Raw genomic sequence first — 21,571 nt, 5'->3', positions numbered from 1 at the left:
TCGCTAAAAACTACGACGCCGCCCGCGACGCATCGGCGGACAGCCGCCCAAGGAGCGAGCGCGCCGTATCCGATGCCGACAGCGAATCCACGCTGACCACGGGATCGCTGCGCATCTCGTGCTTGCCGTTCGCGGTGTGCCGCATCACCGCTGACAGACGACGCGCGATCATATGGGCGGTGCGGAAGTCGGTCTCCGCGAACACCACGATCACCGAACCGTCCTTCTGCGCCGCGCCAAAATCCATCTGCCGCATCAGGCGGCTCAGGATCCGTGCGGCATCGAGCTGGGCACGGGGATTATTGGGATCGAAGGCGAAGCGGGCGACAGAGAGGCCGCCGCCGCGGGCCAAGGTCTGTTCGACCGCCTTGGCAAAATCTCGGGCGAAGGCTTCCACGGTGAGTAGGCCGCTGCGTGGATCGATCCAGCCGCCGGCGTCGATCGAGCGCAGCGTGCGGCTCAGCTGTGCTTCCATCGCATGCTGGCGGATCAGTGGCAGTGCATTGGCGGCGACCTTCACCGGCTCGCCGGAGATCAGCTCGAGATTAGGCAGATCGTAATTTTGCGCGAGCTGGTGTGCGGTGACGACCACGGGCAGGTTACGGAAGCGGGTGTCCTCGGCGAGCACCGTCAAGAAGGCATCGGTGACTCGCGCCGTAAAGCCTTCGGCGAGCACGACGCCATCGAGGTCGCGGGTGTTGAGATGCTTGGCAGCGGCTTCGATCGAGAGCGCGCCGATGACGCCGATGCGTTCGCCGAGCGCAACCGACAGCGCAGGATAGGCCGCGCCGCGGCCGATCAGAAGCACGGTGGCATCGCGCGCGGGATCGGCCGCCGGCAACGGGACCGTCGCTTCCGGCAGCCGGCGCAGCACGGTGGCGTGAAGGGTGCGCACACGCAGCGCAGCGCGGAGCCGCGCGATCAGGCGGTCGGGATTGCCGCCGCGTGAGGCGAAGGGCAGGGCGTTATGCGGCAGCGTGCCCGCGGCATCCATGGCCACGAAGGGAAGGTAGGGAGATTGGCTCGCAATCTTCTTCGCGAGCGGAGCCATGTGCGGCTCGTGTCCGGGATGCATCGCCGCGAGAACGGCGGCCGGCTGCACCTGCTCGACCGCGCGTGCGGCGCTGGCCCAGTCGGTGTCGACCACGGGAAAGAGCCGGGCCTCGTCCAGTGCCGCAATGAAGGGCGGCCGTTCGGCATTGGACACAAACAGGATCGGGCCCGCCTGGGACATTGCAAACTCTGATCACGCAACAGATGCCGCGCAATCTAGTTTGGCCGCCTTAATGCAGCGTCAACGGAACGGGTCAACCTGGGCTAGACCTGCCCCGAGCGGTCGCGAAAAGCCTCGACCATCAGGGGGTTGAGCCCGAGCTCGCTGAGCGCCTCGCGGGCGCGGGCGTTGTCCTGGGCCCGGCCTGCCAGACGGTGGCCGGAGAGGCGGTCGGGCAGCGCGGTCAGCAGGGCACCCTGACCGAGGCGGCGCGCCCATTCCTGCAGATCGTTGGAGAGGAAGCGGTAGCCGCCGACAGCCATGATGCCGGAGGGCGGCGCGGTGATGCAGATCGCGCCGCTCGGACGGTCCAGCCGCGCGGCATAGCCGGTATCGACATAGTCGCGCGGCGGCTGCGCGACCAGCGTGTCGCCGACCGGCTGCGGCGGCGCGTAGGCTGCGATCGGCACCATCGGCCCGCGCAGGCCGAGCGTGCCCTTCGGGGTCAGCAGGATCTCGCCCGCGATGGAGGAGCCGGACTGCTCGCGCGGGGCGCCGTGCGGCCCCGGCATCACCGCGACAGGCATGCCGTCCTCGCCGCGGCGGGCGCCGAACAGGCCAGCCTCGCCGAACAGATAGACATCCGTAAGCCGCGCATGCGGCGCGATCCAGGCATCGCTTGCGGCGACCTGCTCGGGCGCGCGCCAGAGGCCGATGACGTTGCGCAAGGTCGGCATCCGCGCGGCGAGATCGGAATCGCCGAGGCGCAGCGCGAGCTGGGCAGGCGCGATCAGCACCTCGCATTCGTGCTGGTTGATCTGCTGCTCCAGCACCTCGCTCTCGAAGGGATGATGCAGCGCCAGCGTGCCGCCCGAGAGCAGCCAGACCGCCAGCGACGAGGCTAGCCCCGCGAACGACATCGGCGCGAACGCCGCCATCACGGTCGCGCCCTGCTTGACGTCGGCCTCGAGCGACATCGCGAGGCCACCGGCGATCAGGCTGAAATGCGGCCGCGGCACCGGGCGAAAACCTTCCGCGGTGACGTCGAAAGAGATCATCGCCGCCTTGCGGCCGTCCTGGATCACGGTGCGCGTGGTGCCGGGCGGGCGGGCCAGCACGTCGTCGAGCGAAGCCATGCCCTCGGGCAGATCGGTGCCGAAGCCGCAGACGTGACGGATCGAGAATGCTTCTGCCGCTGCATGCATCGCCAGGTCGGCATAGCTGACGCCATCAACCGTGCTCATGGTCACGATGGTGCGCGCCGCGGTGCGGTTGAGCGCGGCGGTCAGTTCCGCATGCCGCCACAGCAGCGGCAGCACGGCGACGACGAGGCCGGCGCGATGGGCGGCGAGCACCGTCAGCACGAACTCGACCGTGTTGGGCAGCTGGATCGCGATGACGGAATTGGCCGGCAGGCCGGATTCGACGAAATGCGCCGACAGCGCCTCGATCGCCGCATCGGCCTCGGCGTAGGACATCCGCCGCGGCTGGTGCCCGGTCACGCGCGTCTTGTTGAGGGGATCGAGCAGAGCCGGCGCGTGCGGCTGCCGGGCCAGCGTGCGCTGAAACAGCGTGTCGAGCGTCGGCGATATTGCTGGCTGGTTCACGGCGTCACTTTGCTTGATGAGCTTGCGGCTGCCCCTTCGACCACCAGGTCTCCGGCAGATAGCCGGACAGGGAAGTGGCCTTGGGCCGTTCTATCCGATTCCAGCGCGCGATCCATTGCTCGGATACGTTAAACAGGGGGATTGTGTAGAAGCCCGCGACCAAGGCGCGGTCGAGCGCGCGCACCGCCGAGACGAAATCCGTATGTTCACGGGCCTCCAGCAGAGCGGCGATCATGGCATCGATCGCGGGATCCCTGGCGCCCATGTAGTTGCGGGTCCCCGAATTGTCGGCGGCAGCGCTGCCCCAATAAAAATACTGCTCGTTGCCGGGCGACAGCGACTGGTCCCAGCGGTTCTGGATCATGTCGAACTCGTAAGCGAGTCGACGCTGATCGAACTGCACGGGATCGACCGAGCGCACGGTCGACTCGATGCCGGCGCGCTTGAGGTCGCGCTGGAAGGCGAGCGCGATGCGCTCCTGGTCGCGGGTTGTGACCATGATTTCGAAGGTGAAGGGCGCCTTGGTTGCGCGGTTGCGCAGCACGGTTCCGTCGAGATCGTAGCCGGCCTCCGACAACAGTTTCAGCGCGGCGCGCAGTGTCGCGCGGTCGCGACCCGAGCCGTCGGTGACCGGCAGGCGGTAGCTGCCGTCCATGATGTCGGGCGGGATCCCGGCGGCGAACGGTTTCAGCAGCTCACGCTCACGCGCATCCGCAGGGCGGCCGTAGGCCGATAGTTCCGAGCCGGCGAAATAGCCGGCGACGCGCGAATAGAGGCCGAAGAAATAATTGCGGTTGACCAACTCGAAATCGAACAGCAGCGTCAGCGCCTTGCGCACGCGGATGTCGGCGAAGATGGGTCGGCGGGTGTTGAACACCAGGAATTCGGAAGGCTGCGGCACCCCCGGCTTGACGGTATCGCGGATCACTTCACCGCTTCGTGCAGCGGGAAAATCATAGCCGTCGTGCCAGCGCAGCGGCTCGTGCTCGACACGAAAATCATAGAGGCCGCGCTTGAAGGCCTCGAACTGGCCGTTGGCCTCGCGAAAATAGTCGAGCCTGATCTCGTCGAAATTGTACAACCCGCGATTGATCGGCAAATCACGGCCCCAATAGTCGGGATTGCGGGTCAGCGTCACGCTGGCGCCGGGCCTCACCGCCGTGACGCGATAGGGGCCCGAGCCGATCGGGCCTGTCAGCGTCGTCTCCTCGAAGCTGGCGACGTCCACCACATGCTTTGGCAGGATTGGCATCAGGCCGAGGATCAGTGGCAACTCGCGGTCATTGGCGCCAGAGAGGTCGAAGCGGACGGTGAGGGGGGCGGGCGCCTCGGCCTTTGCGACCTTGGCGTAATATTGCCGATGATTGGGACGGCCGTGGTCGCGCAGGAGCTGCCAGGAGAACAGCACGTCTTCAGCCAGCACGGGTGTGCCGTCGGAGAAGCGGGCGCGCGGATCGAGGTGGAACGTGACAAAGGTCCTGTCGTCGTTGGTTTCGACGGTCCTGGCGAGCAGGCCATAGAGCGTGAACGGCTCGTCCTGGCCGCGCGCGAGCAGACTCTCGACCACGTAGCTCCGCACCTGCTGCACAGCCAACCCCTTCACGATGAAAGGATTGAGGCTGTCGAAGGTGCCGAGAACGCCCCACGTCATGCGTCCGCCTTTGGGCGCATCCGGATTGACGTAGGGCATGTGGGTGAAATCGGCAGGTATCGCCGGCTTGCCGTGCATGGCAATGGCATGAGCTTCCTCGGCACGCACGCCATCTGTCGACCATCCGACGGAGAGGGTCAAAACGAGGACCGCGGCGAGACGGCAAAGGCGGAGTCCGGGGCCCTCGAAGAGGCGCTGGAACATGAACATCGGCACACGTTGATTCGAGGACCGGCAGGCCTGAATCCTATCACAGGGAATTTCCCCTGGGCGCAGCTGCGGGTGTGGCCAAAGATGGCTGTCGGCATTGATCTTTTCGTCGGCCACGTTAAGAAGGCGGTCAATCGCGCAAGAGCGCCGAGTCCGTCACTTATCCGCCTCAATTGACGGGAAGAGAGCCGCGCCCAAGGCGGCCAGGTTCGGCGCTTCGGAGCGGTTCGGGCACTTCCCGTTCAGAAAGGGTTTTCCGCAATGAATTTCCGTTACTTGGCCGCGTCCGTCCGGCCGCGCGGGCGACTTCTCGCCCTGTTGACGGCGACGGCGTTGGCCGTTCCGTTTGCCGCTGAGGCCCAGGCTCCCGCACCGGCTCCCGGCGCGCCCGCGCCAAAGGCGACTCCGGCCCCGAAAGCCGCGCCGAAGGCTGCCCCCAAGGCTCCGGCGCCGGCGGCCTCACCGCAGGCCCAGCAGGCTCCGGCGCAGGGCGGCCAGCAGCAGGGCGCAGCCCAGCCGGCCGATCAGCAGATCCAACTGATCTATGCCCCCTGGACCAAGTTCTGCCTGAAGGGTCAGGACGCCAACGCCAAGCAGGTCTGCTTCACCGGCAAGGACGGTCGCATCGAGTCGGGCCAGCCGGTCATCGCCGCCGTGATCATCGAGCCCGAAGGCGAACCCAAGAAGATTCTGCGCGTGACGCTACCGCTCGGCATGCAGCTGGTGCACGGCACCCGCATCATCGTGGACAGCAACGCGCCGCTGCAGCAGCCCTATGTGATCTGCTTCCAGAACGGCTGCATGTCCGATTACGAGGCCACGCCCGAACTCATCAACAGCATGAAGAAGGGCCAGAACCTCGTTGTCCAGGCGATCAATGCCAATGGCGCGCCGCTGACTCTGCCGCTGCCGCTCGCCGGCGAATTCCAGAAGGCCTATGACGGTCCGCCGACCGACCCGAAGGTGTTCGAGGAAACCCAGAAGAAGCTTCAGGAAGAGCTTCAGAAGAAGGCCGAGGAGCAGCGCAAGAAGCTTGAGCAGCAGGGCACGCCTCCCGGCACAGCTGCGGCTGGTCAGAAGTAATCGGAACCACATCCAAACATGAAAAAGGCGCTCGGTTTGAGCGCCTTTTTTGCGGGCTGCTTGCTGGCGGCGAATTTCAGTTCAGCGACGGATTGCGCGGGCGATAGCCGCCGGCCTTGTCCTTGATGAAGATCTCGGCAACCTGTGAATGCCGGACCGGCTCGCCGGAATCGTCGGGCAACAGATTCTGCTCCGAGACATAGGCGACGTATTCCGATTCCGCGTTCTCCGCGAGTAGGTGATAGAACGGCTGGTCCTTGTGGGGCCGCACCTCCTCGGGAATCGAGAGCCACCACTCCTCGGTGTTGTTGAATTCCGGATCGATGTCGAAGATCACGCCCCGGAACGAGAAGATCCGGTGGCGCACGACCTGTCCGATCTGGAATTTGGCGGTCCGCGCTTTAATCATCCCCCGTCGATAGACCAGGATTGTGGCCGATGCTAGTGGCCTTACCGGAATTAACCTTCGCGTCAGGGGTGGATAGCCCCCAAGTCTTCAGAAAACACTTCATCAATGGTCAATATCCTCAATCTGGCCCTACCTTATTTCGGCTTGATCTTCGTCGGATTCGCCTGCGGAAAGGCCAAGTCCCTGCCGGAATCGGGCCTCGCCTGGATGAACTTCTTCCTGCTCTACGTCTCGCTGCCGGCGCTGCTGTTCGCGATCATGTCAAAGACGCCGTTTGCGGAGCTGAACAATCCGCCGTTCCTGGTGGCGACCACGCTGGCGACGGTTGCGGCGTTCACGCTTGCGCTGGCCGTCGGCAAGGGTCTCGGCCGGCTGACGCTGCGCGAGGCGACGCTTGCGGGCCTCTCCGGCGGCTACGGCAATATCGGCTATATGGGGCCGGGCCTGGCGCTCGCAGTGCTCGGGCCGAAGGCGTCGGCGCCGACTGCGCTGATCTTCTGCTGCGACAGCATCTTCCTGTTCACGATCGTGCCGCTCTTGATCGAGCTGTCCGACCGCGACCATCCCTCGCTCGTCCACGCCTTGGGCGTCGTGCTGAAGCAGATCGTGCTCAACCCGCTGATCATGTCGGCCTGTTTTGGCGCAGCGGTTGCAGCGCTGCATATCGAGCTGCCGGTTGCACTCGACCGCACCATCACCTTCCTCCAGAACGCAGCTGCGCCGACCGCGCTGTTCGTGCTCGGCGTGACCGTGGCGCTGCGCCCATTCGACCGCGTGCCCTGGGAGGTGCCGGGCGTGATCGCGGTCAAGCTCCTGATCCATCCGCTCACGGCATTCGGCCTGATGCTGGCGTTCGGTCCGTTTGCGCAGCCCTGGGCCGCGACCGCCGTACTGATGGCCTCACTGCCACCGGCACTGAATGTGTTCGTGATCGCTCGGCAGAACGATGCCTGGATCGAATCCGCCTCCGTTGCGGTGCTGCTCGGCACCTTCGCATCGGTGGTCACGCTGACCAGCGTGATGTGGGCGATCCAGAGCGGCCGGCTGGCGTTTCCGTAAGTCGGCTTACCTTCGCCACGTCGGCGTCAGGCCCTCGCGCATCGCAAAGCGACGGAGCGGGCCGATGGCACCGAGCAGGTGCATGCCAAGGGCGCGGACCGGCTGCAGCGGCAGGAAATCGTTGAGCAGGGAGCGGTTGGCCATGTCGATTGCAAAGGTCCGGCTCAAGACGTCCGGACGCCGCGCCCGGTCGTAGCGCTTGAGCACGTCGCTCGCGCCCGGATCCCGGCCTGCTGCGAGAGCCTCGCCCGCGACCCGGGCGATGTCGGCGGCATCGCGCAGGCCGAGATTGAGGCCCTGGGCACCGATCGGGGGAACCACATGGGCCGCCTCTCCGACGAGCGCGATACGGTCATGGCCGAAGGATCTTGGACGCTCGATCGCCAGTGGGAACAGGTTGCGGCCGGGCTCGACCGTCATGCGTCCCAGAATCGAATGCGACTGCTTCTCGATCGCGGCGGACAACTCCTCGTCACTCAGGCCGCGAAGCCGCTCAGCCTCCGCCGGCGCCGCGACCCAGACGATGCTGGAGCGATCGCCGGGCAGGGGCACGAACACGCAGGGACCGTGCGGCGTGTGGAACTCGGTCGAGACATTGCGATGCGGCCGTGCATGGCAGACGTTGAAGGTTAGCGCGGTTTGCGTCAGCTCGCGCCGCGTCACCGCGATGCCGGCAGCCTCGCGGCACAGCGAATGCCGACCATCGGCGCCGACCACGAGCCGGGCCGAGAGGAATTGCGCCGAGGCCGTGCGGATGGCGACGGCGTCGGATTCGATCAAGACGCTTTCCGCCTCGTCGTCGAAACGGACGAGGTGGGGGAGTTCGGCCGCGCGTTCTTCGAGCGCCAGCATCAGCGAACGATTGTCGATGTTGTAGCCGAACGCGTCGAGACCGATTTCGTGACAGGAGAAGCGGACCTCCGGGGCACGGAAAAGCCGGCCGGTGTCGTCGACGAGGCGCATTACCTCGAGCGCGGCCGCCTTGTCCTTGCAGCGCGACCAGACGCCGAGGCTCTCCAGAAGATCGACGGAGGCCCCCAACAGCGCGGTGGTGCGGTTGTCTGCATAGGGCACGCGGCGCGCCACGAGCGCGGTCCGCGCACCCGCCTGCGCCAATGCGATCGCCGCTGCAAGTCCTGCCGGTCCGCCGCCGATCACGGCGGCGTCATGGAGTGTCGATGCGTCTGTCATGGAAGGACAATTGACACGCTCCGCGGCAAATTCAAGCCCGCTGATTTTGCCTGATTTTATGACGAATTGCGCAAGGGCGCGCCGCAATGGCGGATGTGCAAATCGGTCTCATTCTGGTAGCAGAAGCCATGGACAGCCAAGAGGATTCCCTGAAGCCCAGCCCCGCGATCCGCGCCGCGGCGTTCTCGGTGCACATCTTCACCGCGTTCGGTGCGGCGATCGCGCTGTTGGCGATGCTGGAGGCCGTGCGCGAGCACTGGGCAGCGATGTTTCAGTGGCTGGGCGTTGCTCTGATGATCGACGCGATCGACGGTCCGATCGCGCGCCGGCTCGACGTCAAGAAGGTGCAGCCGAACTGGTCGGGCGACGTGCTCGATCTCGTGGTCGACTTCGTCACCTATGTCTTCGTGCCGGCTTACGCGATCGTCGCCAGCGGGCTGTTGCTGCCGGTCGCAGCTCCCTTGCTCGGCGTCGCCATCATCGTCACCAGCGCATTATATTTCGCCGATCTGCGCATGAAGGCGGACGACAATCATTTCCGCGGCTTCCCGGCACTGTGGAATGCGGCGGCGTTCTATTTGTTCCTGCTGCACTGGCCGCCGCTCTGGTCGACGTTGCTGGTCGCCGTGCTCGTGGTGCTGACCTTCGTGCCGTTTCACGTGCTGCATCCGGTGCGCGTCGTGCGGCTGCGCTGGCTGACGATGTCGTTGATTGCTATCTGGGCGCTGCTCGGCCTCTACGTGCTGCAGATGGATTTCCGCGTCGGCACCGGTGTGACAATCGTGCTTTGTGCCATCGCGCTCTGGATCAGCTTCAGCGATGCCCTGATACGACTGGTAAGATCCTTCGCATGATCGATCTGCTCACCAGTCCCGAAGCCTGGGCCGCGCTGCTGACATTGACGGCGCTCGAGATCGTGCTCGGCATCGACAACGTCATCTTCCTGTCGGTGATCGTCTCGCGCATTCCGGAGACGCAGGCGCATCGCGCCCGCCAGATCGGGCTGGCGCTGGCGCTGCTGTTCCGCATCATCCTGCTCAGCCTCCTGGTCTGGCTGATCGGCCTGACCGCGCCGGTGTTCGCCGTCAAGGGTTACGCCTTCTCTTGGCGCGATCTCATCCTGATCGCCGGCGGCCTGTTCCTGATCGCCAAGGCGACGCACGAGATTCACGGCGAGGTCGAAGCCGATGACCGCGAGGGCGACGAGAGGTCCGCCGGCAACGCCTTCTTCTGGGTGATCGTCCAGATCGTGATCATCGATATCGTGTTCTCGCTGGACTCGATCATCACCGCGATCGGCATGGCGCAGGACATCGAGATCATGATCGCGGCCGTCGTGATCGCCTGCGTGATCATGTACATTTCGTCGGGGCCGGTGTCGCGATTCGTCGCGGAGCATCCGACCACCAAGATGCTGGCGCTCGCGTTCCTGGTGCTGATCGGCGTCGCGCTGGTCGCGGACGGATTCCAATTCCACATTCCGCGTGGCTACATCTATTTCGCGATTGCGTTCTCGGCGGCGGTCGAATTCTTCAACGTGCTGGCCAAGCGCAACCGCAGGAAAGCCGGCACGCCGTCCGTCTAGCCGTTCCTAACTGGGTCGAGTTGACAAGGCGGGCGCGATGCCGTTCGCTGAGCCGCGAGAAGAGGAGGTCAGGTGATGACCAAAGCCGTCCGTGTGCACAAGGTCGGAGGCCCCGAGGCCCTGGTCTATGAGAGCGTCGACGTGCCGGCGCCCGGGCCCGGCGAGGTGCGCATCCGCCAGCACGCGGTCGGCCTGAACTTCATCGACGTCTATTACCGTACCGGCCTCTACAAGGCGCCGGGATTGCCCTTCATCGCCGGCAACGAGGCCTCGGGCGAGGTCGTCGCGGTGGGACCGGGCGTCACCAATTTCCATCCCGGTGACCGCGTGGCCTATTATCACAATCTCGGTGCCTATACCGGCGAGCGCAACATCCCCTGGGAGAAGCTGGTCAAGCTGCCCGACCACATCACCCACGAGCAGGGCGCCGTGCTGATGCTGAAGGGGCTCACGGTCTGGTATCTCTTGCATAAGACCTTCAAGGTCGAGCCGCATCATCGCGTGCTGATCCACGCTGCCGCCGGCGGCATCGGCTTGCTTGCCTGTCAATGGGCGAGGGCGCTCGGGGCCCACGTCATCGGCACGGTGGGTTCGCGCGAGAAGGCCGAGCTTGCGGAGGCCAATGGCTGCGACCACGTCATCCTCTACAACGAGGAAGACTTCGTCGCGCGCGTCAAGCAGATCAGCCGCAACGAGGGTTGCGACGTGGTCTATGACGGCGTCGGCAAAGCGACCTTCCCGGGCTCGCTGTCCTGCCTGAAGCCCCGCGGCATGTTCGTCTCGTTCGGCAATGCCTCCGGTCCCGTGCCGCCGTTCTCGATCGCCGAGCTCAACAATCACGGCTCGCTGTTTGCGACGCGGCCGAAGCTCAACGACTATGTCGGCAAGCGCTCGGAATTGCTGGAAGGCGCCGACACGCTGTTCGCCGCCGTCATTAATGGCAAGCTGCACGTGCCGATCAACCACGCCTACGCGCTCAAGGACGCCGCGAAGGCGCATATCGAGCTGGAAAGCCGCAGGACGACGGGCGCGTCGATCTTAAAGCCGTAGGTTCTTCCGTCGTCACCCGCTCCGGTGTCTCGGACAAGCTGCAGCGCGCAAGCGCTGCGCGGCGTAGAGCCGGGACCCAAATGCGCACCGTGCAGAGAGATGGGGCCCCGGCTCTGCAGCGCACCGCCGAAGGGGCGCTGCGCTGCGTCCGGGGCACGAGACGCGTCTTACGCCACCCGCCGTGCCGCGCCGGCCTTGGTCAGAATCCCGTCGAGACAATCGATCATCTCGGCGATCTCGGCCCGCGTGACGTTCAGCGCCGGCATGAAGCGCAGCGTGTCGACCTGCGGCGCGTTCAGGAGCACGCCGGCCTCGAACGCCTGCGCGACGATCCCAGGCGCGATCGGCAGCTTGAGGTCGAGCGCCAGCAGCAAGCCTCGGCCCCGCACGCCGCCAAGCCCATGCCGGGCGGAGACTTTCTGCAGCTCGCTTTCGAGCAGCAGACCGGTCTCGGTGACCGACTTCAAAAAGTCCGGCTTGCTGACCGCTTCCAGCACCGCAAGCCCCGCCGCGCACATGATCGGGTTGCCATTGAACGTGCCGCCCTGATCGCCATGCGCGAAGCAGGAGGCGCGTTCGGTCGCAAGCAGGGCGGCGAGCGGCACGCCGCCGCCGATACCTTTGCCGAGCGTCATGATGTCGGGTGAAATCCCGGTGTGCTCGTAGTGGAAGAGTTTTCCGGTCCGGCCCATGCCGGTCTGAATCTCGTCGAAGATCAGCAGAAGGCCGTGCGACTCGGTGAGCGCGCGCAGCTCTTGCAGGAACCGATCGCTCGCCGGCCACACGCCGGATTCGCCCTGGATCGGCTCGAGCATCACAGCGACGGTGTTGTCGTTGATCAGCTTCTCGACCGAGGCAATGTCGTTGAGCTTGGCCTTCTTGAAGCCAGCGACTTTTGGCTCGAACAGCGGCTCGAACGCCTTCTTGCCCGAGGCCGACATCGTCGCCAGCGTCCTTCCGTGGAAGCTGCCTTCGAAGCTGACGATCTCGAACGCGCCGCCCTTGTGGAGGCTGCCGTATTTGCGCGCCAGCTTGATGGCGCCCTCGTTGGCTTCCGCGCCTGAATTGGCGAAGAACACCTGGTCGAAAGCGCTGCCTTCGACCAGAGCCTGGGCGAGCTTGAGGCTCGGCTCGTTGTAGAAGGCCGGGCTGGGCGTCAGCAGCCGCTTGGCCTGCGCGGCGAGCGCATCGGCGATCGCGGGCGGCGCATGGCCAAGGCAGTTCACGGCCCAGCCCTGCACGAAATCGAGATAGCGCTTGCGGCTGTCGTCCCAGAGGTAGGAGCCGGCGCCGCGGACGAACACGGCCTTGGGTCGTGCCGTGATGTCCATCAGCGCGTCATACGGATGGGTGGCGGTGGTCATGTCGAACTCCTCTGGAGGCGGATGGAAAAGACGCGCGAAAAACAAGAAGGCCGCACTTTGCGGGTGCGGCCTTCTCGAAAACTCTGCTGAATTCAGGCGATCAGCGGCGTCGTCGGACATGGCGCAACCCATCATCGTCGCGGGTGCGACGACGGAAAGCTGCGCGGCGGTGGGTCCGAGAGTTGATCATGGGGCGCGTCCCTACAGCCGAACGGGAGGGCTTGTCAAGCGGACGTTTTAGAAAGCACGCGCCTGGCGTGTGTCAGTCAGGTACGAAGCGCGGCTTCCTCGGTGTCTTCGCCGGATGCAGGTCAAGTTTTGACGAGCCGTCAGAATCCCGCGACGCTGCCGTGCAGATCGTATGCGTCGGCGCGCTCGATCTTGGCGGTGACGATCTCGCCGACGCGCAAGGGGCGGCGGCTGGAGAGATAGACGGCACCGTCGATCTCGGGCGCATCCGCCTTGGAGCGGCCCTTTGCCACCGTCGGGCCGACCTCGTCGATGATGATCTGCTGGCGTGTGCCGACCTTGCGCTTCAGCCGCCGTGCCGAGATCTTCTGTTGGCGGGCCATCAGCGCATTGTAGCGCTCCTGCTTAATCTCTTCCGGGACCGGGTTCTCGATCGCATTCGACGTGGCGCCCGCGACCGGCTCGTATTTGAAGCAGCCGACGCGGTCGATCTCCGCTTCATCCAGCCAGTCGAGCAGATAGGCGAAATTGGAATCAGTCTCGCCGGGGAAGCCGACGATGAAGGTGGAGCGCAAGGCGAGATCGGGACATTCCTCACGCCAGCGCTTGATGCGCGCCAGGGTCTTGTCCTGCGCGGCCGGGCGCTTCATCGTCTTCAGCACCTCGGGGCTCGCATGCTGGAACGGGATGTCGAGATAGGGCAGCACCTTGCCCTCGTTCATCAGCGCGATGACCTCATCGACATGCGGGTAGGGGTAGACATATTGCAGCCGGACCCAGGCTCCGAGCTCGCCGAGCTCGCGCGCGAGATCGAGGAATTTGGCACGGACCTGGCGATCCTTCCACGGGCTCTCGGCGTATTTGAGATCGATGCCGTAAGCGGACGTGTCCTGCGAGATCACCAGCAGCTCCTTGACGCCGGCGCCGACCAGGCGCTCGGCCTCGCGCAGCACGTCATTGGCAGGGCGCGAGACGAGGTCGCCGCGCAGCTTCGGGATGATGCAGAAGGTGCAGCGATTGTTGCAGCCTTCCGAAATCTTCAAATAGGCGTAGTGGCGCGGGGTCAGCTTGATGCCCTGCGGCGGCACCAGGTCGAGATGCGGATTATGGGCCGGCGGCAGCGCGCGATGCACGGCGTCGAGCACGCTCTCATATTGCTGCGGGCCGGTGATGGAGAGCACGCCCGGATAGGCCTGCTCGATCTGCTCGGGTTCCGCGCCCATGCAGCCTGTTACGATCACCTTGCCGTTCTCGGCCATGGCCTCGCCGATCGCCGAGAGCGATTCCTGCTTGGCGCTGTCAAGGAAGCCGCAGGTGTTGACGATGACGATGTCCGCCCCGTCATGCTTGCGGGCGAGCTCGTAGCCCTCGGCGCGCAGGCGCGTGATGATGCGCTCGGAATCCACCAATGCCTTGGGACACCCTAGGCTGGTAAAAGAAATGCGCGGCGCTCTTTCCATGAAGCTCGGATCGGGTTTGTTGGGATCAAGCGCTTCAAGTAATTGATGCTATAGCAAAATTCAACCGCCGGACGTCTCCCGGCGATTAGAAAGTTCCTTGTGCTATGAGATGCGCATGATCCAAACACGCAGCTGGATAGCGACGAGCGGCGGTCCTCACCTGCTGATTGCCGATGAACAGCTCTCGCATTGGCGGGGGTCTTGAGGGATGGCACGATCATACAGCTGACCAGAGCGACTATGCCCGCGCGTGCAGAGTAACGACGTGGTTGGGGTCAATTGCCTGCCACCATGGCAAAGCCGTTGTGTTGTCTGGTGATGCCGGCGACATCGCATGGTACTCCAACGATCATGCCGACGGCGGTTTTCTCGTTCAATGGATTGGCGTTGATGATGAACGACTCATCGAACCTGCATTGCGCACCCCACAATTGCGTGACCTTTTGGAAGGCTCAGCCGCTGAGCAACTTGAATGGGAGACAGGTGCGTCCGGCAAGATGTGGCTGATTGATGCAGCAGATCGAGGCTGTGATCTGAGCGGCAACCATCAAGCTCTCGCGTTGCTGCCAGGCAGCTATCTCGCGAAGGCTGCGTATTACCGTTCTTCCGGGCTGTCGATGGTCGTTCGGGAAGTCTGCCGGTCTCGCTGAAGTTCGAGAACAGGCGCTGCTCGGGCGCACCCGAGTGACACGAAGCTGACCTTGGGCGCAGCCGTCTGATCCATATCTGAACTGCCTGATTGACGGCCTGAGCTAGTCCCAATTGCCCACAATTACAACCCTTTGCAGGGCGTTCCGGCGTGCTATGGATGAATCACCTGCCGTGAGTGAGCTATGAGCGCCGAACAGTCGCCCAAAATCGTGATCGTCGACGAAAGCCCGATCCGGGCTGCGATCCTGGAGGAAGGATTGCGGGAGGCCGGCTTTACGCAGGTCGTCCATATCCGCGAGATGCAGAGCCTGCTTGCCCGTATTTATGCGGTCGACCCCGACATCATCCTGATCGATCTGGAGAACCCCAGCCGCGACGTGCTGGAGGCGATGTTCCAGGTGAGCCGCGCCGTGAAGCGGCCGATCGCGATGTTCGTCGACCAGAGCGATTCCGCCTCGATCCAGGCCTCGGTCGAGGCGGGGGTGTCCGCCTACATCGTCGACGGGCTGAAGAAGGAGCGCATCAAGCCGATCCTCGACCTCTGCGTGTCGCGTTTCAACGCCTTCGCCAAGCTCCAGGAGGAGCTGGAACGCACCAAATCGCAGCTCGAGGACCGCAAGATCATCGAACGCGCCAAGGGCATCCTGATGAAGGTGAAGGGCCTCACCGAAGACGAAGCCTATGTGCTGCTGCGCTCCACCGCGATGCGCGAGAAGAAGAAAATCGGCGAGATCGCGCAGTCGATCATCACCGCGTCGGAGATGCTGAAATGACCGCGCCCCTTCGCATCGGGTTCATTCCGCTGGTTGATGCCGCCGCCCTGATCGTCGCCGTCGACAAGGGCTTTGCCGCTGCCGAAGGGCTCGAGGTCGAGCTGGTGCGCGAGGTGTCCTGGTCCAACGTCCGCGACAAGCTCAATATCGGCCTGTTCGACGCTGCGCATCTGCTCGCGCCGGTCGCGATCGCGTCCTCGCTCGGGCTCGGCCACGTCAAGGTGCCGATCGCCGCGCCCTTCAATCTCGGCATCAACGGCAACGCGATCACGGTGTCGCCGGCGCTCCACGCCGCGCTGATGGAGGAGATCGACGGCGACCGCTTCGATCCGCTTGTCACCGCCAAGGCGCTGGCGCGAGTGGTCGCCAAACGCCGCAAGGCCGGCGCCGATCCGCTCACCTTCGGCATGACATTCCCGTTCTCGACCCACAATTACCAATTGCGGTTCTGGATGGCGGCGGCCGGCGTCGATCCTGATGAGGACGTGCGCCTCGTCGTGCTGCCGCCGCCCTACATGGTCGACAGTCTCAAGAGCGGGCACGTCGACGCATTCTGCGTCGGTGCGCCCTGGAACTCGATCGCGGTCGATCTCGGCATCGGCCATATCCTGCATTTCGTTTCCGACATTCTGGTGCGGGCGGCGGAGAAGGTCCTCGCCGTCCGCCAGGTCTGGGCCGACAAGCATCCCGACCTGGTCGCCAGCCTCGTGCGGGCGGCGGTGAACGCGGCCGAGTTCATCGAGCATCCGGAAAACCGGATCGAAGCGGCGCGGATTCTGGCGCAACCGGAGCGGATCGGCGTCGATGCCGAAGTCATCCAGCGCACCCTCACAGGACGTCTGAAGATTTCGCCGGACGGGACGTTCCGCGAGAGCGGCCGCTACCTGCTGGTCGGGCGCGAGGAGGCTGGGCGTCCCGATCCGGTCCAGGCCGCCTGGCTCTATGCGCAGATGGTACGTTGGGGGCAGGCGGCGTTGAGCCCGGACGGCGCCAAGACGGCGATGGCGGTGTTCAGGCCCGACCTTTACGATGCCGCCCTCGGCCGCCGCCAGCCCGACGAAGCCCCGGCGGCATTTGGGGCCTTTGCCGGGCCGGCATTCGATGCTGACAACATCCTGCAACATCTAGAGGCCTTCAACGTGGGGCGTTGGAAGGCCTGATCGTCTCTGCATAATTTTCAGGCAGTCCAGCTCATCGACTATATTTTGAGCTGACTGCTCGAATTTCATGAGGTGATCCGCGACCGGAATGTTCCGGAGCTGCTGCTAAGTGATTGAATTCTCCATTTTTCTTATTTCGTCGAAGCTGGCACGCAACTTGAATGTTGCACTGCGGCCAGCTTGTCACAGGTGCCTGCTGAGCCGAAACCCGCAGCAACGAAGCTGATCGGACCGTTGGGTAACGAGGCCGGCTCTTGGAGCCAGCCGAGATACCTCGCGGGTCGTGCCAATTTCCGTCGATACCACCTCGGTGGCCGCAGGAGCTTCGTTACCGACCATGAAAATCGATACGCTCGCAGTCGACTTTACCGACGAGCAGAAACGCTATCTCGAAGGCTTCACGACCGGTCTGCAGATCAGCCGCGTCGGTCGCGGTCTCGGCGGCGGCGCCGCCAAGGCGAGCGCCGAGCCCACCGGTCCCGATGCCGTGCACATCAAGGCGCAGGACAAGGTGATCGCGTCGGGCAAGAAGCTTGCCGACCAGGAGAAGTTCAAGCGCGAGGAACATCCTTTCGATGCCTATCCGCGCCTACGTCAGCAGGCGCTCGACAACGCGCCGCCGAGCCCGGCGGACAATTTCCGCTGGCGCTATTACGGCATCTTCTATGTCGCGCCGACGCAGGATTCCTACATGAGCCGTTTGCGGATTCCTAACGGCATCATGAAGCACTGGCAGCTGTCCGGCCTTGCCGATCTCGCCGACGAACTCTGCGGCCCTTACAGCCACGTCACCACGCGCGCGAATCTCCAGCTCCGCGAGATTCCGCCGAAGAACGCGGTGAAGCTGATCGAGGGCATCCAGGACCTCGGCCTGTGCTCGCGCGGCTCCGGCGCCGACAACATCCGCAACGTGACGGGAACGCCGACGGCGGGAATCGATCCGCAGGAGCTGATCGACACGCGGCCCTATGCGCGCGAGTGGCACTATCACATCCTCAATGACCGCTCGCTCTACGGCTTGCCGCGCAAGTTCAACGTTGCCTTCGATGGTGCCGGCAGGATCGCGGTACTCGAGGAGACCAACGACATCGCATTCACCGCGTACGAGGTGAAAGACGGTTTCGGCGTCGAGCCCGGAGTCTGGTTCCGTCTCGGTCTCGGCGGCATCACCGGCCACAAGGATTTCGCCAAATATTCCGGCATCATCGTCAAGCCGGAGCAGGCGACCGCGGTCGCCGACGCGATCGTGCGCGTGTTCATCGACCACGGTGACCGCACCAACCGCAACAAGGCGCGTCTGAAATACGTGCTCGACAGCATGGGCCATGACGGCTTCCTCAAGCTGGTCGAGGAGCGATTGAAGACGCCGTTCACGCGCGTGCCCGAAGAGGCCTTTGCGCCTCGGCCGGCCGCGGACCGCATGGCGCATGTCGGCGTGCACAAGCAGAAGCAGGACGGTCTCAACTGGATCGGCGTATCGCTGACGCTCGGCAAGCTCACCTGCGATCAGATGCGCGGCCTTGCCAAGATCGCACGGGATCTCGGCGACGGCGAGATCCGCCTCACGGTCTGGCAGAACCTGCTGATCTCGGGCGTGCGCAACGAGAATGTCGAGCTTGCCATCGCGGCGATCAAGCAGATCGGGCTCGCGGTCGAGGCCTCGCATATCCGCGCCGGCCTGATCGCCTGCACCGGCAATGCGGGCTGCCGCTTCGCCGCGGCGAACACCAAGCGCCATGCCGAGGAGATCGGTGACTGGTGCGAGCCGCGCGTTCCGATGGACAAGCCGGTCAACATCCATGTCACCGGCTGCCACCATTCCTGCGCCCAGCACTACATCAGCGACATCGGTCTGATCGGGGCGCGCGTGCCTGTCAACGAGGAGGACACGGTCGAGGGCTATCACCTCTTCACCGGCGGCGGGTTCGGCCCTGACGCGGAGGTCGGGCAGGAGGTCTATCACGACCTCAAGGCCGAAGATGCGCCGAAGACGGTCGAAGGACTGCTCAAGGCCTATATCGCCCATCGTTCGTCTCCCGATGAAACCTTCCTGTCCTTTGCGCGCCGCCATGACGGCGAAACACTGCGCAAGCTCGCCGATGCACAGGTGTCCGCATGAACCAGATCACGCCTCCGCCGAAACTCGACATCATTCCCGCCAGCGCACCGTTCTCCGATGCGCAGCGTTCCTGGCTGAACGGCTTCTTTGCCGGCCTGTTGTCGCCTGACGCCGCCGCGCCGCTGTCGGCAGAGCAGGGCGCCGCCGTCATGCAAGGCGCCGCCGGTGACGGCGACGACGGCGAAGCGCCGTGGCACGACCAGACCATGCCGATTGCCGAGCGGATGAAGCTCGCCGAGGGCCGTCCCCTGCGCCGCAAGATGATGGCGGCGATGGCGCAGCAGGATTGCGGCCAGTGCGGCTACAATTGCCACGATTATTCGGAAGCCATCGCGAGCCGCAGCGAAGCACGGCTCAACCTCTGCGTTCCCGGCGGCAAGGAAACCGCGCGAATGCTGAAGTCGCTGTACGAGGAGCTCGACAAGGCACCGGCGGCCAAAGCGGCGGACAAGCCGGACACGGCCGCGCCAGCCGTGACCGTGACCATCGCAGAGCCGGGCCGCTCGCGCGACAACCCCGTGCCCGCGACTTTCCTGTCGCGCCGTCTTCTCAACAAGGGAAAGTCGGAAAAGGAGACCTACCACATCGAGTTCGATCTCTCCGAGAGCAGGCTCGACTACGTCGTCGGCGACTCCTTTGGTGTGTTCGCACGCAACGATGTCGGCCTCGTCGACCAGATCATCGCGCTGCTCGGCGCCTCCCACACCACCAAAGTCAACGGCAAGACGTTGCGCGAGGTGCTGATCGAGGATGCCTCGCTGTCGCCGGCGCCGGACACGCTGTTCGAACTGATCTCCTTCATCACCGGCGGCGCGGCGCGCGAGAAGGCGCGGGCGCTGGCGCAGGGGGAGGATCCCGATGGCGATGCGGCGACGCTCGACGTCATGGCCGCGCTCCAGAAGTTTTCGGGCACGCGGCCGCATCCGGAGGCCTTCGTCGAGGCGCTGGAGCCGCTTCAGCCGCGGCTCTATTCGATCTCGTCCTCGCACAACTCGACGCCCGGAAAGCTGTCGCTGACGGTCGATTCGGTGCGCTACGTTGTCGGCAAGCGCAAGCGCCTCGGCGTCGCCTCGACCTTCCTCGGCGAGCGTATCAACGAGGGCGAGAAGCTCAATGTCTATGTGCAGAAGGCACACGCCTTCGGCCTGCCACAGGACCCGAAGACGCCGATCATCATGGTCGGCCCCGGCACCGGCATCGCGCCGTTCCGCGCCTTCCTGCTCGACCGCAAGGCTACCGGCGCGCCCGGCAAGAACTGGCTGTTCTTCGGACACCAGCGCAGCGATTGCGACTTCTTCTACCAGGAGGAACTCAACGCAATGAAGACCTCGGGTCTGCTCACGCGCCTGTCGCTGGCCTGGTCGCGCGACGGTGAGAAGAAGTTTTATGTGCAGGACCGCATGCGCGAGGTCGGCCGTGAGGTCTGGACGTGGCTTGCCGAAGGTGCGCATTTCTATATCTGCGGCGATGCCAAGCGCATGGCCAAGGACGTCGAGCGCGCGCTGGTCGACATCGTCGCCCAGTTCGGCGCACGTTCGACCGACGAAGCCGTCAGTTTCGTCGCCGAGCTCAAGAAGACCGGCCGCTTCCAGGCTGACGTTTATTAAAACGCCAGAACATCGGGATGAGTCGTCCGATTGATCGGACGGCCTTCCCAGGGTTTGGCCTGGCCGTCATCTTTGCCATCCGAGCCGGTTCCGGCTGCCTCGGAATTTAACGAATGAGATTCTTGGAACCTGCGCTTGCGGAGAATATGTATCCGCAATGGGCCTCCTATGAAGAAGCTCATCGCTTTTTCTGCCGGCGTCTTGCCGGCACCCCGGGTTGATCCTCCATAATCCCACAAATGGGGCGTTGGAGATCGACCATGCGCGAACTATCGGCGGAAGCCAGGCTGCACTTCTACGCGCGTTCGCTCTCGCGTCGGACCAGGACGAGCATGCATCATGTCGCGCTCTATAGCGCGTTTGCCGTCATCGCGGCGATCGTGTTCGGCACGTTGTCGGTGCATCCGTTCTGATCACGCCCCGCGCTTGAACGGCGCGACCTCGATCCCCGCATTGTTCAGCGCCTGACGCACACCGCGCGCGATCTCGACTGCGCCAGGCGTATCGCCGTGGATGCAGACCGTATCCGTGCGCATCTTGATCACCTTGCCGGTAACCGAGACCACCGCGCCATCCTGCACCATGCGCACGACGCGATCGGCGATCGCCGTGGCATCGTGCAGCACCGCGCCGGGTTTCTTGCGCGAAACGAGATTGCCGTCGTCCTCATAGGCGCGGTCGGCGAACACCTCGTGCACCATCGGCAGATTGGCCGCTTCGCCGGCCTTCACCAGCTTCGAGTTCGCGAGCACGACGAAGATCAGGCTGGGATCGACCGCCTTGATGCCGGCGGCGATCGCCTTCGCCGTCATGTCGTCCTCGCAGGCGACGTTGGAAAGCGCGCCATGCGCCTTCACATGGGTCACCTTGTACCCGGCTGCGGTCGCGATCGCCTGCAACGCGCCGATCTGGTAGGCGACGAGGTTCTCGATTTCGGATGCTTTCAGCCCCGCGATCGGATGCCGGCCAAAGCCGTGCAGATCGCGATAGCCGGGATGCGCGCCGACCGAGACCCCGCGCGCTTTCGCGAGCTCCACCGTCCGGCGCATGATGTCAGGGTCGCCGGCGTGGAAGCCGCAGGCGACGTTGACCGAGCTTGCCAGCTCGATCATCGCCGCGTCATTGCCCATCTCCCACGCGCCAAAACCTTCGCCGAGGTCGCAATTGAGATCGACTGTCTTCATGGGGTG

General features: G+C 64.6%; 20 protein-coding genes. 12 read left to right on the top strand and 8 right to left on the bottom strand.

The window, feature by feature from the left end:
* Window positions 1-10: 10 nt before the first annotated feature.
* From IVB12_RS02030 to IVB12_RS02020, 3 genes are all read right to left on the bottom strand, one after another.
* Window positions 11-1,234 carry a GGDEF domain-containing protein gene (locus IVB12_RS02030; protein ID WP_247295126.1) on the bottom strand — a complete coding sequence of 408 codons (1,224 nt, stop codon included), beginning with the start codon at window positions 1,232-1,234 and terminating at the stop codon, window positions 11-13.
* Window positions 1,235-1,317: 83 nt separating this feature from the next.
* A complete protein-coding gene (locus IVB12_RS02025) occupies window positions 1,318-2,820 on the bottom strand; it encodes a class I adenylate-forming enzyme family protein (RefSeq protein WP_247295125.1) in 1,503 nt (500 codons plus the stop codon).
* 4 nt (window positions 2,821-2,824) lie between these two features.
* The gene (locus IVB12_RS02020) at window positions 2,825-4,675 is read right to left on the bottom strand and encodes an extracellular solute-binding protein (RefSeq protein WP_247295122.1); all 1,851 of its coding nucleotides are present in this window, start codon (window positions 4,673-4,675) and stop codon (window positions 2,825-2,827) included.
* Between IVB12_RS02020 and IVB12_RS02015 the strand changes: the two genes are divergently transcribed.
* Complete coding sequence (locus IVB12_RS02015) at window positions 4,559-4,858, top strand: hypothetical protein (protein WP_247295422.1); 300 nt, start codon at window positions 4,559-4,561, stop codon at window positions 4,856-4,858. The genes IVB12_RS02020 and IVB12_RS02015 overlap by 117 nt on opposite strands.
* An 84-nt stretch (window positions 4,859-4,942) precedes the next feature.
* A complete protein-coding gene (locus tag IVB12_RS02010; RefSeq protein WP_247295120.1) occupies window positions 4,943-5,764 on the top strand; it encodes an invasion associated locus B family protein in 822 nt (273 codons plus the stop codon).
* Between the two features lie 76 nt (window positions 5,765-5,840).
* On the opposite strand, the gene hspQ is transcribed toward IVB12_RS02010, so the two are convergent.
* Complete coding sequence (gene hspQ / locus IVB12_RS02005) at window positions 5,841-6,173, bottom strand: heat shock protein HspQ (RefSeq protein ID WP_008564941.1); 333 nt, start codon at window positions 6,171-6,173, stop codon at window positions 5,841-5,843.
* A gap of 105 nt (window positions 6,174-6,278) precedes the next feature.
* Here hspQ and IVB12_RS02000 point away from each other — a divergent pair, with 105 nt between their 5' ends.
* Complete coding sequence (locus IVB12_RS02000; protein ID WP_247295118.1) at window positions 6,279-7,232, top strand: AEC family transporter; 954 nt, start codon at window positions 6,279-6,281, stop codon at window positions 7,230-7,232.
* A 6-nt stretch (window positions 7,233-7,238) separates the two neighbouring features.
* On the opposite strand, the gene IVB12_RS01995 is transcribed toward IVB12_RS02000, so the two are convergent.
* Complete coding sequence (locus tag IVB12_RS01995; protein ID WP_247295116.1) at window positions 7,239-8,423, bottom strand: UbiH/UbiF family hydroxylase; 1,185 nt, start codon at window positions 8,421-8,423, stop codon at window positions 7,239-7,241.
* Window positions 8,424-8,509: 86 nt separating this feature from the next.
* On the opposite strand from IVB12_RS01995, the gene pcsA reads away from it, so the two are divergent.
* The 3 genes from pcsA (at window position 8,510) to IVB12_RS01980 (ending at window position 11,058) form a co-directional block, all read left to right on the top strand.
* Entirely contained in the window at window positions 8,510-9,277 is a 768-nt protein-coding gene (gene pcsA, locus IVB12_RS01990) for a phosphatidylcholine synthase (RefSeq protein WP_247295115.1), read from the top strand.
* Window positions 9,274-10,008 (top strand): TerC family protein, encoded by a 735-nt coding sequence (locus tag IVB12_RS01985; RefSeq protein WP_247295112.1) that lies wholly within the window; start codon window positions 9,274-9,276, stop codon window positions 10,006-10,008. The genes pcsA and IVB12_RS01985 overlap by 4 nt, the downstream gene beginning before the upstream one ends.
* Before the next feature lie 75 nt (window positions 10,009-10,083).
* The gene (locus IVB12_RS01980) at window positions 10,084-11,058 is read left to right on the top strand and encodes a quinone oxidoreductase (protein ID WP_247275650.1); all 975 of its coding nucleotides are present in this window, start codon (window positions 10,084-10,086) and stop codon (window positions 11,056-11,058) included.
* 167 nt (window positions 11,059-11,225) lie between these two features.
* On the opposite strand, the gene IVB12_RS01975 is transcribed toward IVB12_RS01980, so the two are convergent.
* On the bottom strand, window positions 11,226-12,422 hold the full coding sequence (locus IVB12_RS01975; RefSeq protein WP_247295110.1) for an acetylornithine transaminase: 1,197 nt from the start codon (window positions 12,420-12,422) through the stop codon (window positions 11,226-11,228).
* Between the two features lie 329 nt (window positions 12,423-12,751).
* Window positions 12,752-14,071, bottom strand: a complete 1,320-nt coding sequence (gene rimO / locus IVB12_RS01970; protein WP_247295108.1) for a 30S ribosomal protein S12 methylthiotransferase RimO — start codon at window positions 14,069-14,071, stop codon at window positions 12,752-12,754.
* Window positions 14,072-14,244: 173 nt separating this feature from the next.
* Between rimO and IVB12_RS01965 the strand changes: the two genes are divergently transcribed.
* The 6 genes from IVB12_RS01965 (at window position 14,245) to IVB12_RS01940 (ending at window position 20,794) form a co-directional block, all read left to right on the top strand.
* Complete coding sequence (locus tag IVB12_RS01965) at window positions 14,245-14,721, top strand: Imm21 family immunity protein (RefSeq protein ID WP_256467085.1); 477 nt, start codon at window positions 14,245-14,247, stop codon at window positions 14,719-14,721.
* A 183-nt stretch (window positions 14,722-14,904) separates the two neighbouring features.
* Window positions 14,905-15,495 carry an ANTAR domain-containing protein gene (locus tag IVB12_RS01960; protein ID WP_008564898.1) on the top strand — a complete coding sequence of 197 codons (591 nt, stop codon included), beginning with the start codon at window positions 14,905-14,907 and terminating at the stop codon, window positions 15,493-15,495.
* Window positions 15,492-16,655, top strand: coding sequence for a CmpA/NrtA family ABC transporter substrate-binding protein (locus tag IVB12_RS01955; RefSeq protein WP_247295104.1), 1,164 nt, complete (start codon window positions 15,492-15,494; stop codon window positions 16,653-16,655). Before IVB12_RS01960 ends, IVB12_RS01955 begins: the two co-directional genes overlap by 4 nt.
* Window positions 16,656-16,992: 337 nt before the next feature.
* Window positions 16,993-18,774: a NirA family protein gene (locus IVB12_RS01950; protein ID WP_247295102.1), complete on the top strand. Its 1,782-nt coding sequence runs from the start codon at window positions 16,993-16,995 to the stop codon at window positions 18,772-18,774.
* Window positions 18,771-20,381, top strand: coding sequence for a sulfite reductase subunit alpha (locus tag IVB12_RS01945; RefSeq protein ID WP_247295100.1), 1,611 nt, complete (start codon window positions 18,771-18,773; stop codon window positions 20,379-20,381). The genes IVB12_RS01950 and IVB12_RS01945 overlap by 4 nt, the downstream gene beginning before the upstream one ends.
* Window positions 20,382-20,641: 260 nt before the next feature.
* Complete coding sequence (locus tag IVB12_RS01940; RefSeq protein ID WP_247295099.1) at window positions 20,642-20,794, top strand: hypothetical protein; 153 nt, start codon at window positions 20,642-20,644, stop codon at window positions 20,792-20,794.
* Here IVB12_RS01940 and IVB12_RS01935 read toward each other — a convergent pair whose 3' ends face one another.
* Window positions 20,795-21,565 carry a 5-oxoprolinase subunit PxpA gene (locus IVB12_RS01935; protein ID WP_247295097.1) on the bottom strand — a complete coding sequence of 257 codons (771 nt, stop codon included), beginning with the start codon at window positions 21,563-21,565 and terminating at the stop codon, window positions 20,795-20,797.
* Window positions 21,566-21,571: the final 6 nt, after the last annotated feature.

It is taken from the genome of Bradyrhizobium sp. 179 (genome assembly GCF_023073535.1).
GTDB lineage: Bacteria > Pseudomonadota > Alphaproteobacteria > Rhizobiales > Xanthobacteraceae > Bradyrhizobium.
The sequence above is the reverse complement of the archived record's forward strand: the minus strand, read 5'-3'. Positions and strand labels throughout refer to the sequence as shown.

Excerpts from the sequence above, each read along its gene's own strand:
- IVB12_RS02010 (WP_247295120.1), top strand. The coding sequence starts at position 4,943 with ATGAATTTCCGTTACTTGGCCGCGTCCGTCCGGCCGCGCGGGCGACTT.
- IVB12_RS02015 (WP_247295422.1), top strand. The coding sequence starts at position 4,559 with ATGAGCTTCCTCGGCACGCACGCCATCTGTCGACCATCCGACGGAGAG.
- IVB12_RS01940 (WP_247295099.1), top strand. The coding sequence starts at position 20,642 with ATGCGCGAACTATCGGCGGAAGCCAGGCTGCACTTCTACGCGCGTTCG.
- pcsA (WP_247295115.1), top strand. The coding sequence starts at position 8,510 with ATGGCGGATGTGCAAATCGGTCTCATTCTGGTAGCAGAAGCCATGGAC.
- IVB12_RS01965 (WP_256467085.1), top strand. The coding sequence starts at position 14,245 with ATGAACAGCTCTCGCATTGGCGGGGGTCTTGAGGGATGGCACGATCAT.
- IVB12_RS01980 (WP_247275650.1), top strand. The coding sequence starts at position 10,084 with ATGACCAAAGCCGTCCGTGTGCACAAGGTCGGAGGCCCCGAGGCCCTG.
- IVB12_RS01960 (WP_008564898.1), top strand. The coding sequence starts at position 14,905 with ATGAGCGCCGAACAGTCGCCCAAAATCGTGATCGTCGACGAAAGCCCG.
- IVB12_RS02000 (WP_247295118.1), top strand. The coding sequence starts at position 6,279 with ATGGTCAATATCCTCAATCTGGCCCTACCTTATTTCGGCTTGATCTTC.
- IVB12_RS01975 (WP_247295110.1), bottom strand. The coding sequence starts at position 12,422 with ATGACCACCGCCACCCATCCGTATGACGCGCTGATGGACATCACGGCA.
- hspQ (WP_008564941.1), bottom strand. The coding sequence starts at position 6,173 with ATGATTAAAGCGCGGACCGCCAAATTCCAGATCGGACAGGTCGTGCGC.
- IVB12_RS01995 (WP_247295116.1), bottom strand. The coding sequence starts at position 8,423 with ATGACAGACGCATCGACACTCCATGACGCCGCCGTGATCGGCGGCGGA.
- IVB12_RS01985 (WP_247295112.1), top strand. The coding sequence starts at position 9,274 with ATGATCGATCTGCTCACCAGTCCCGAAGCCTGGGCCGCGCTGCTGACA.
- rimO (WP_247295108.1), bottom strand. The coding sequence starts at position 14,071 with ATGGAAAGAGCGCCGCGCATTTCTTTTACCAGCCTAGGGTGTCCCAAG.
- IVB12_RS01935 (WP_247295097.1), bottom strand. The coding sequence starts at position 21,565 with ATGAAGACAGTCGATCTCAATTGCGACCTCGGCGAAGGTTTTGGCGCG.
- IVB12_RS01955 (WP_247295104.1), top strand. The coding sequence starts at position 15,492 with ATGACCGCGCCCCTTCGCATCGGGTTCATTCCGCTGGTTGATGCCGCC.
- IVB12_RS01945 (WP_247295100.1), top strand. The coding sequence starts at position 18,771 with ATGAACCAGATCACGCCTCCGCCGAAACTCGACATCATTCCCGCCAGC.
- IVB12_RS02020 (WP_247295122.1), bottom strand. The coding sequence starts at position 4,675 with ATGTTCCAGCGCCTCTTCGAGGGCCCCGGACTCCGCCTTTGCCGTCTC.
- IVB12_RS02030 (WP_247295126.1), bottom strand. The coding sequence starts at position 1,234 with ATGTCCCAGGCGGGCCCGATCCTGTTTGTGTCCAATGCCGAACGGCCG.
- IVB12_RS01950 (WP_247295102.1), top strand. The coding sequence starts at position 16,993 with ATGAAAATCGATACGCTCGCAGTCGACTTTACCGACGAGCAGAAACGC.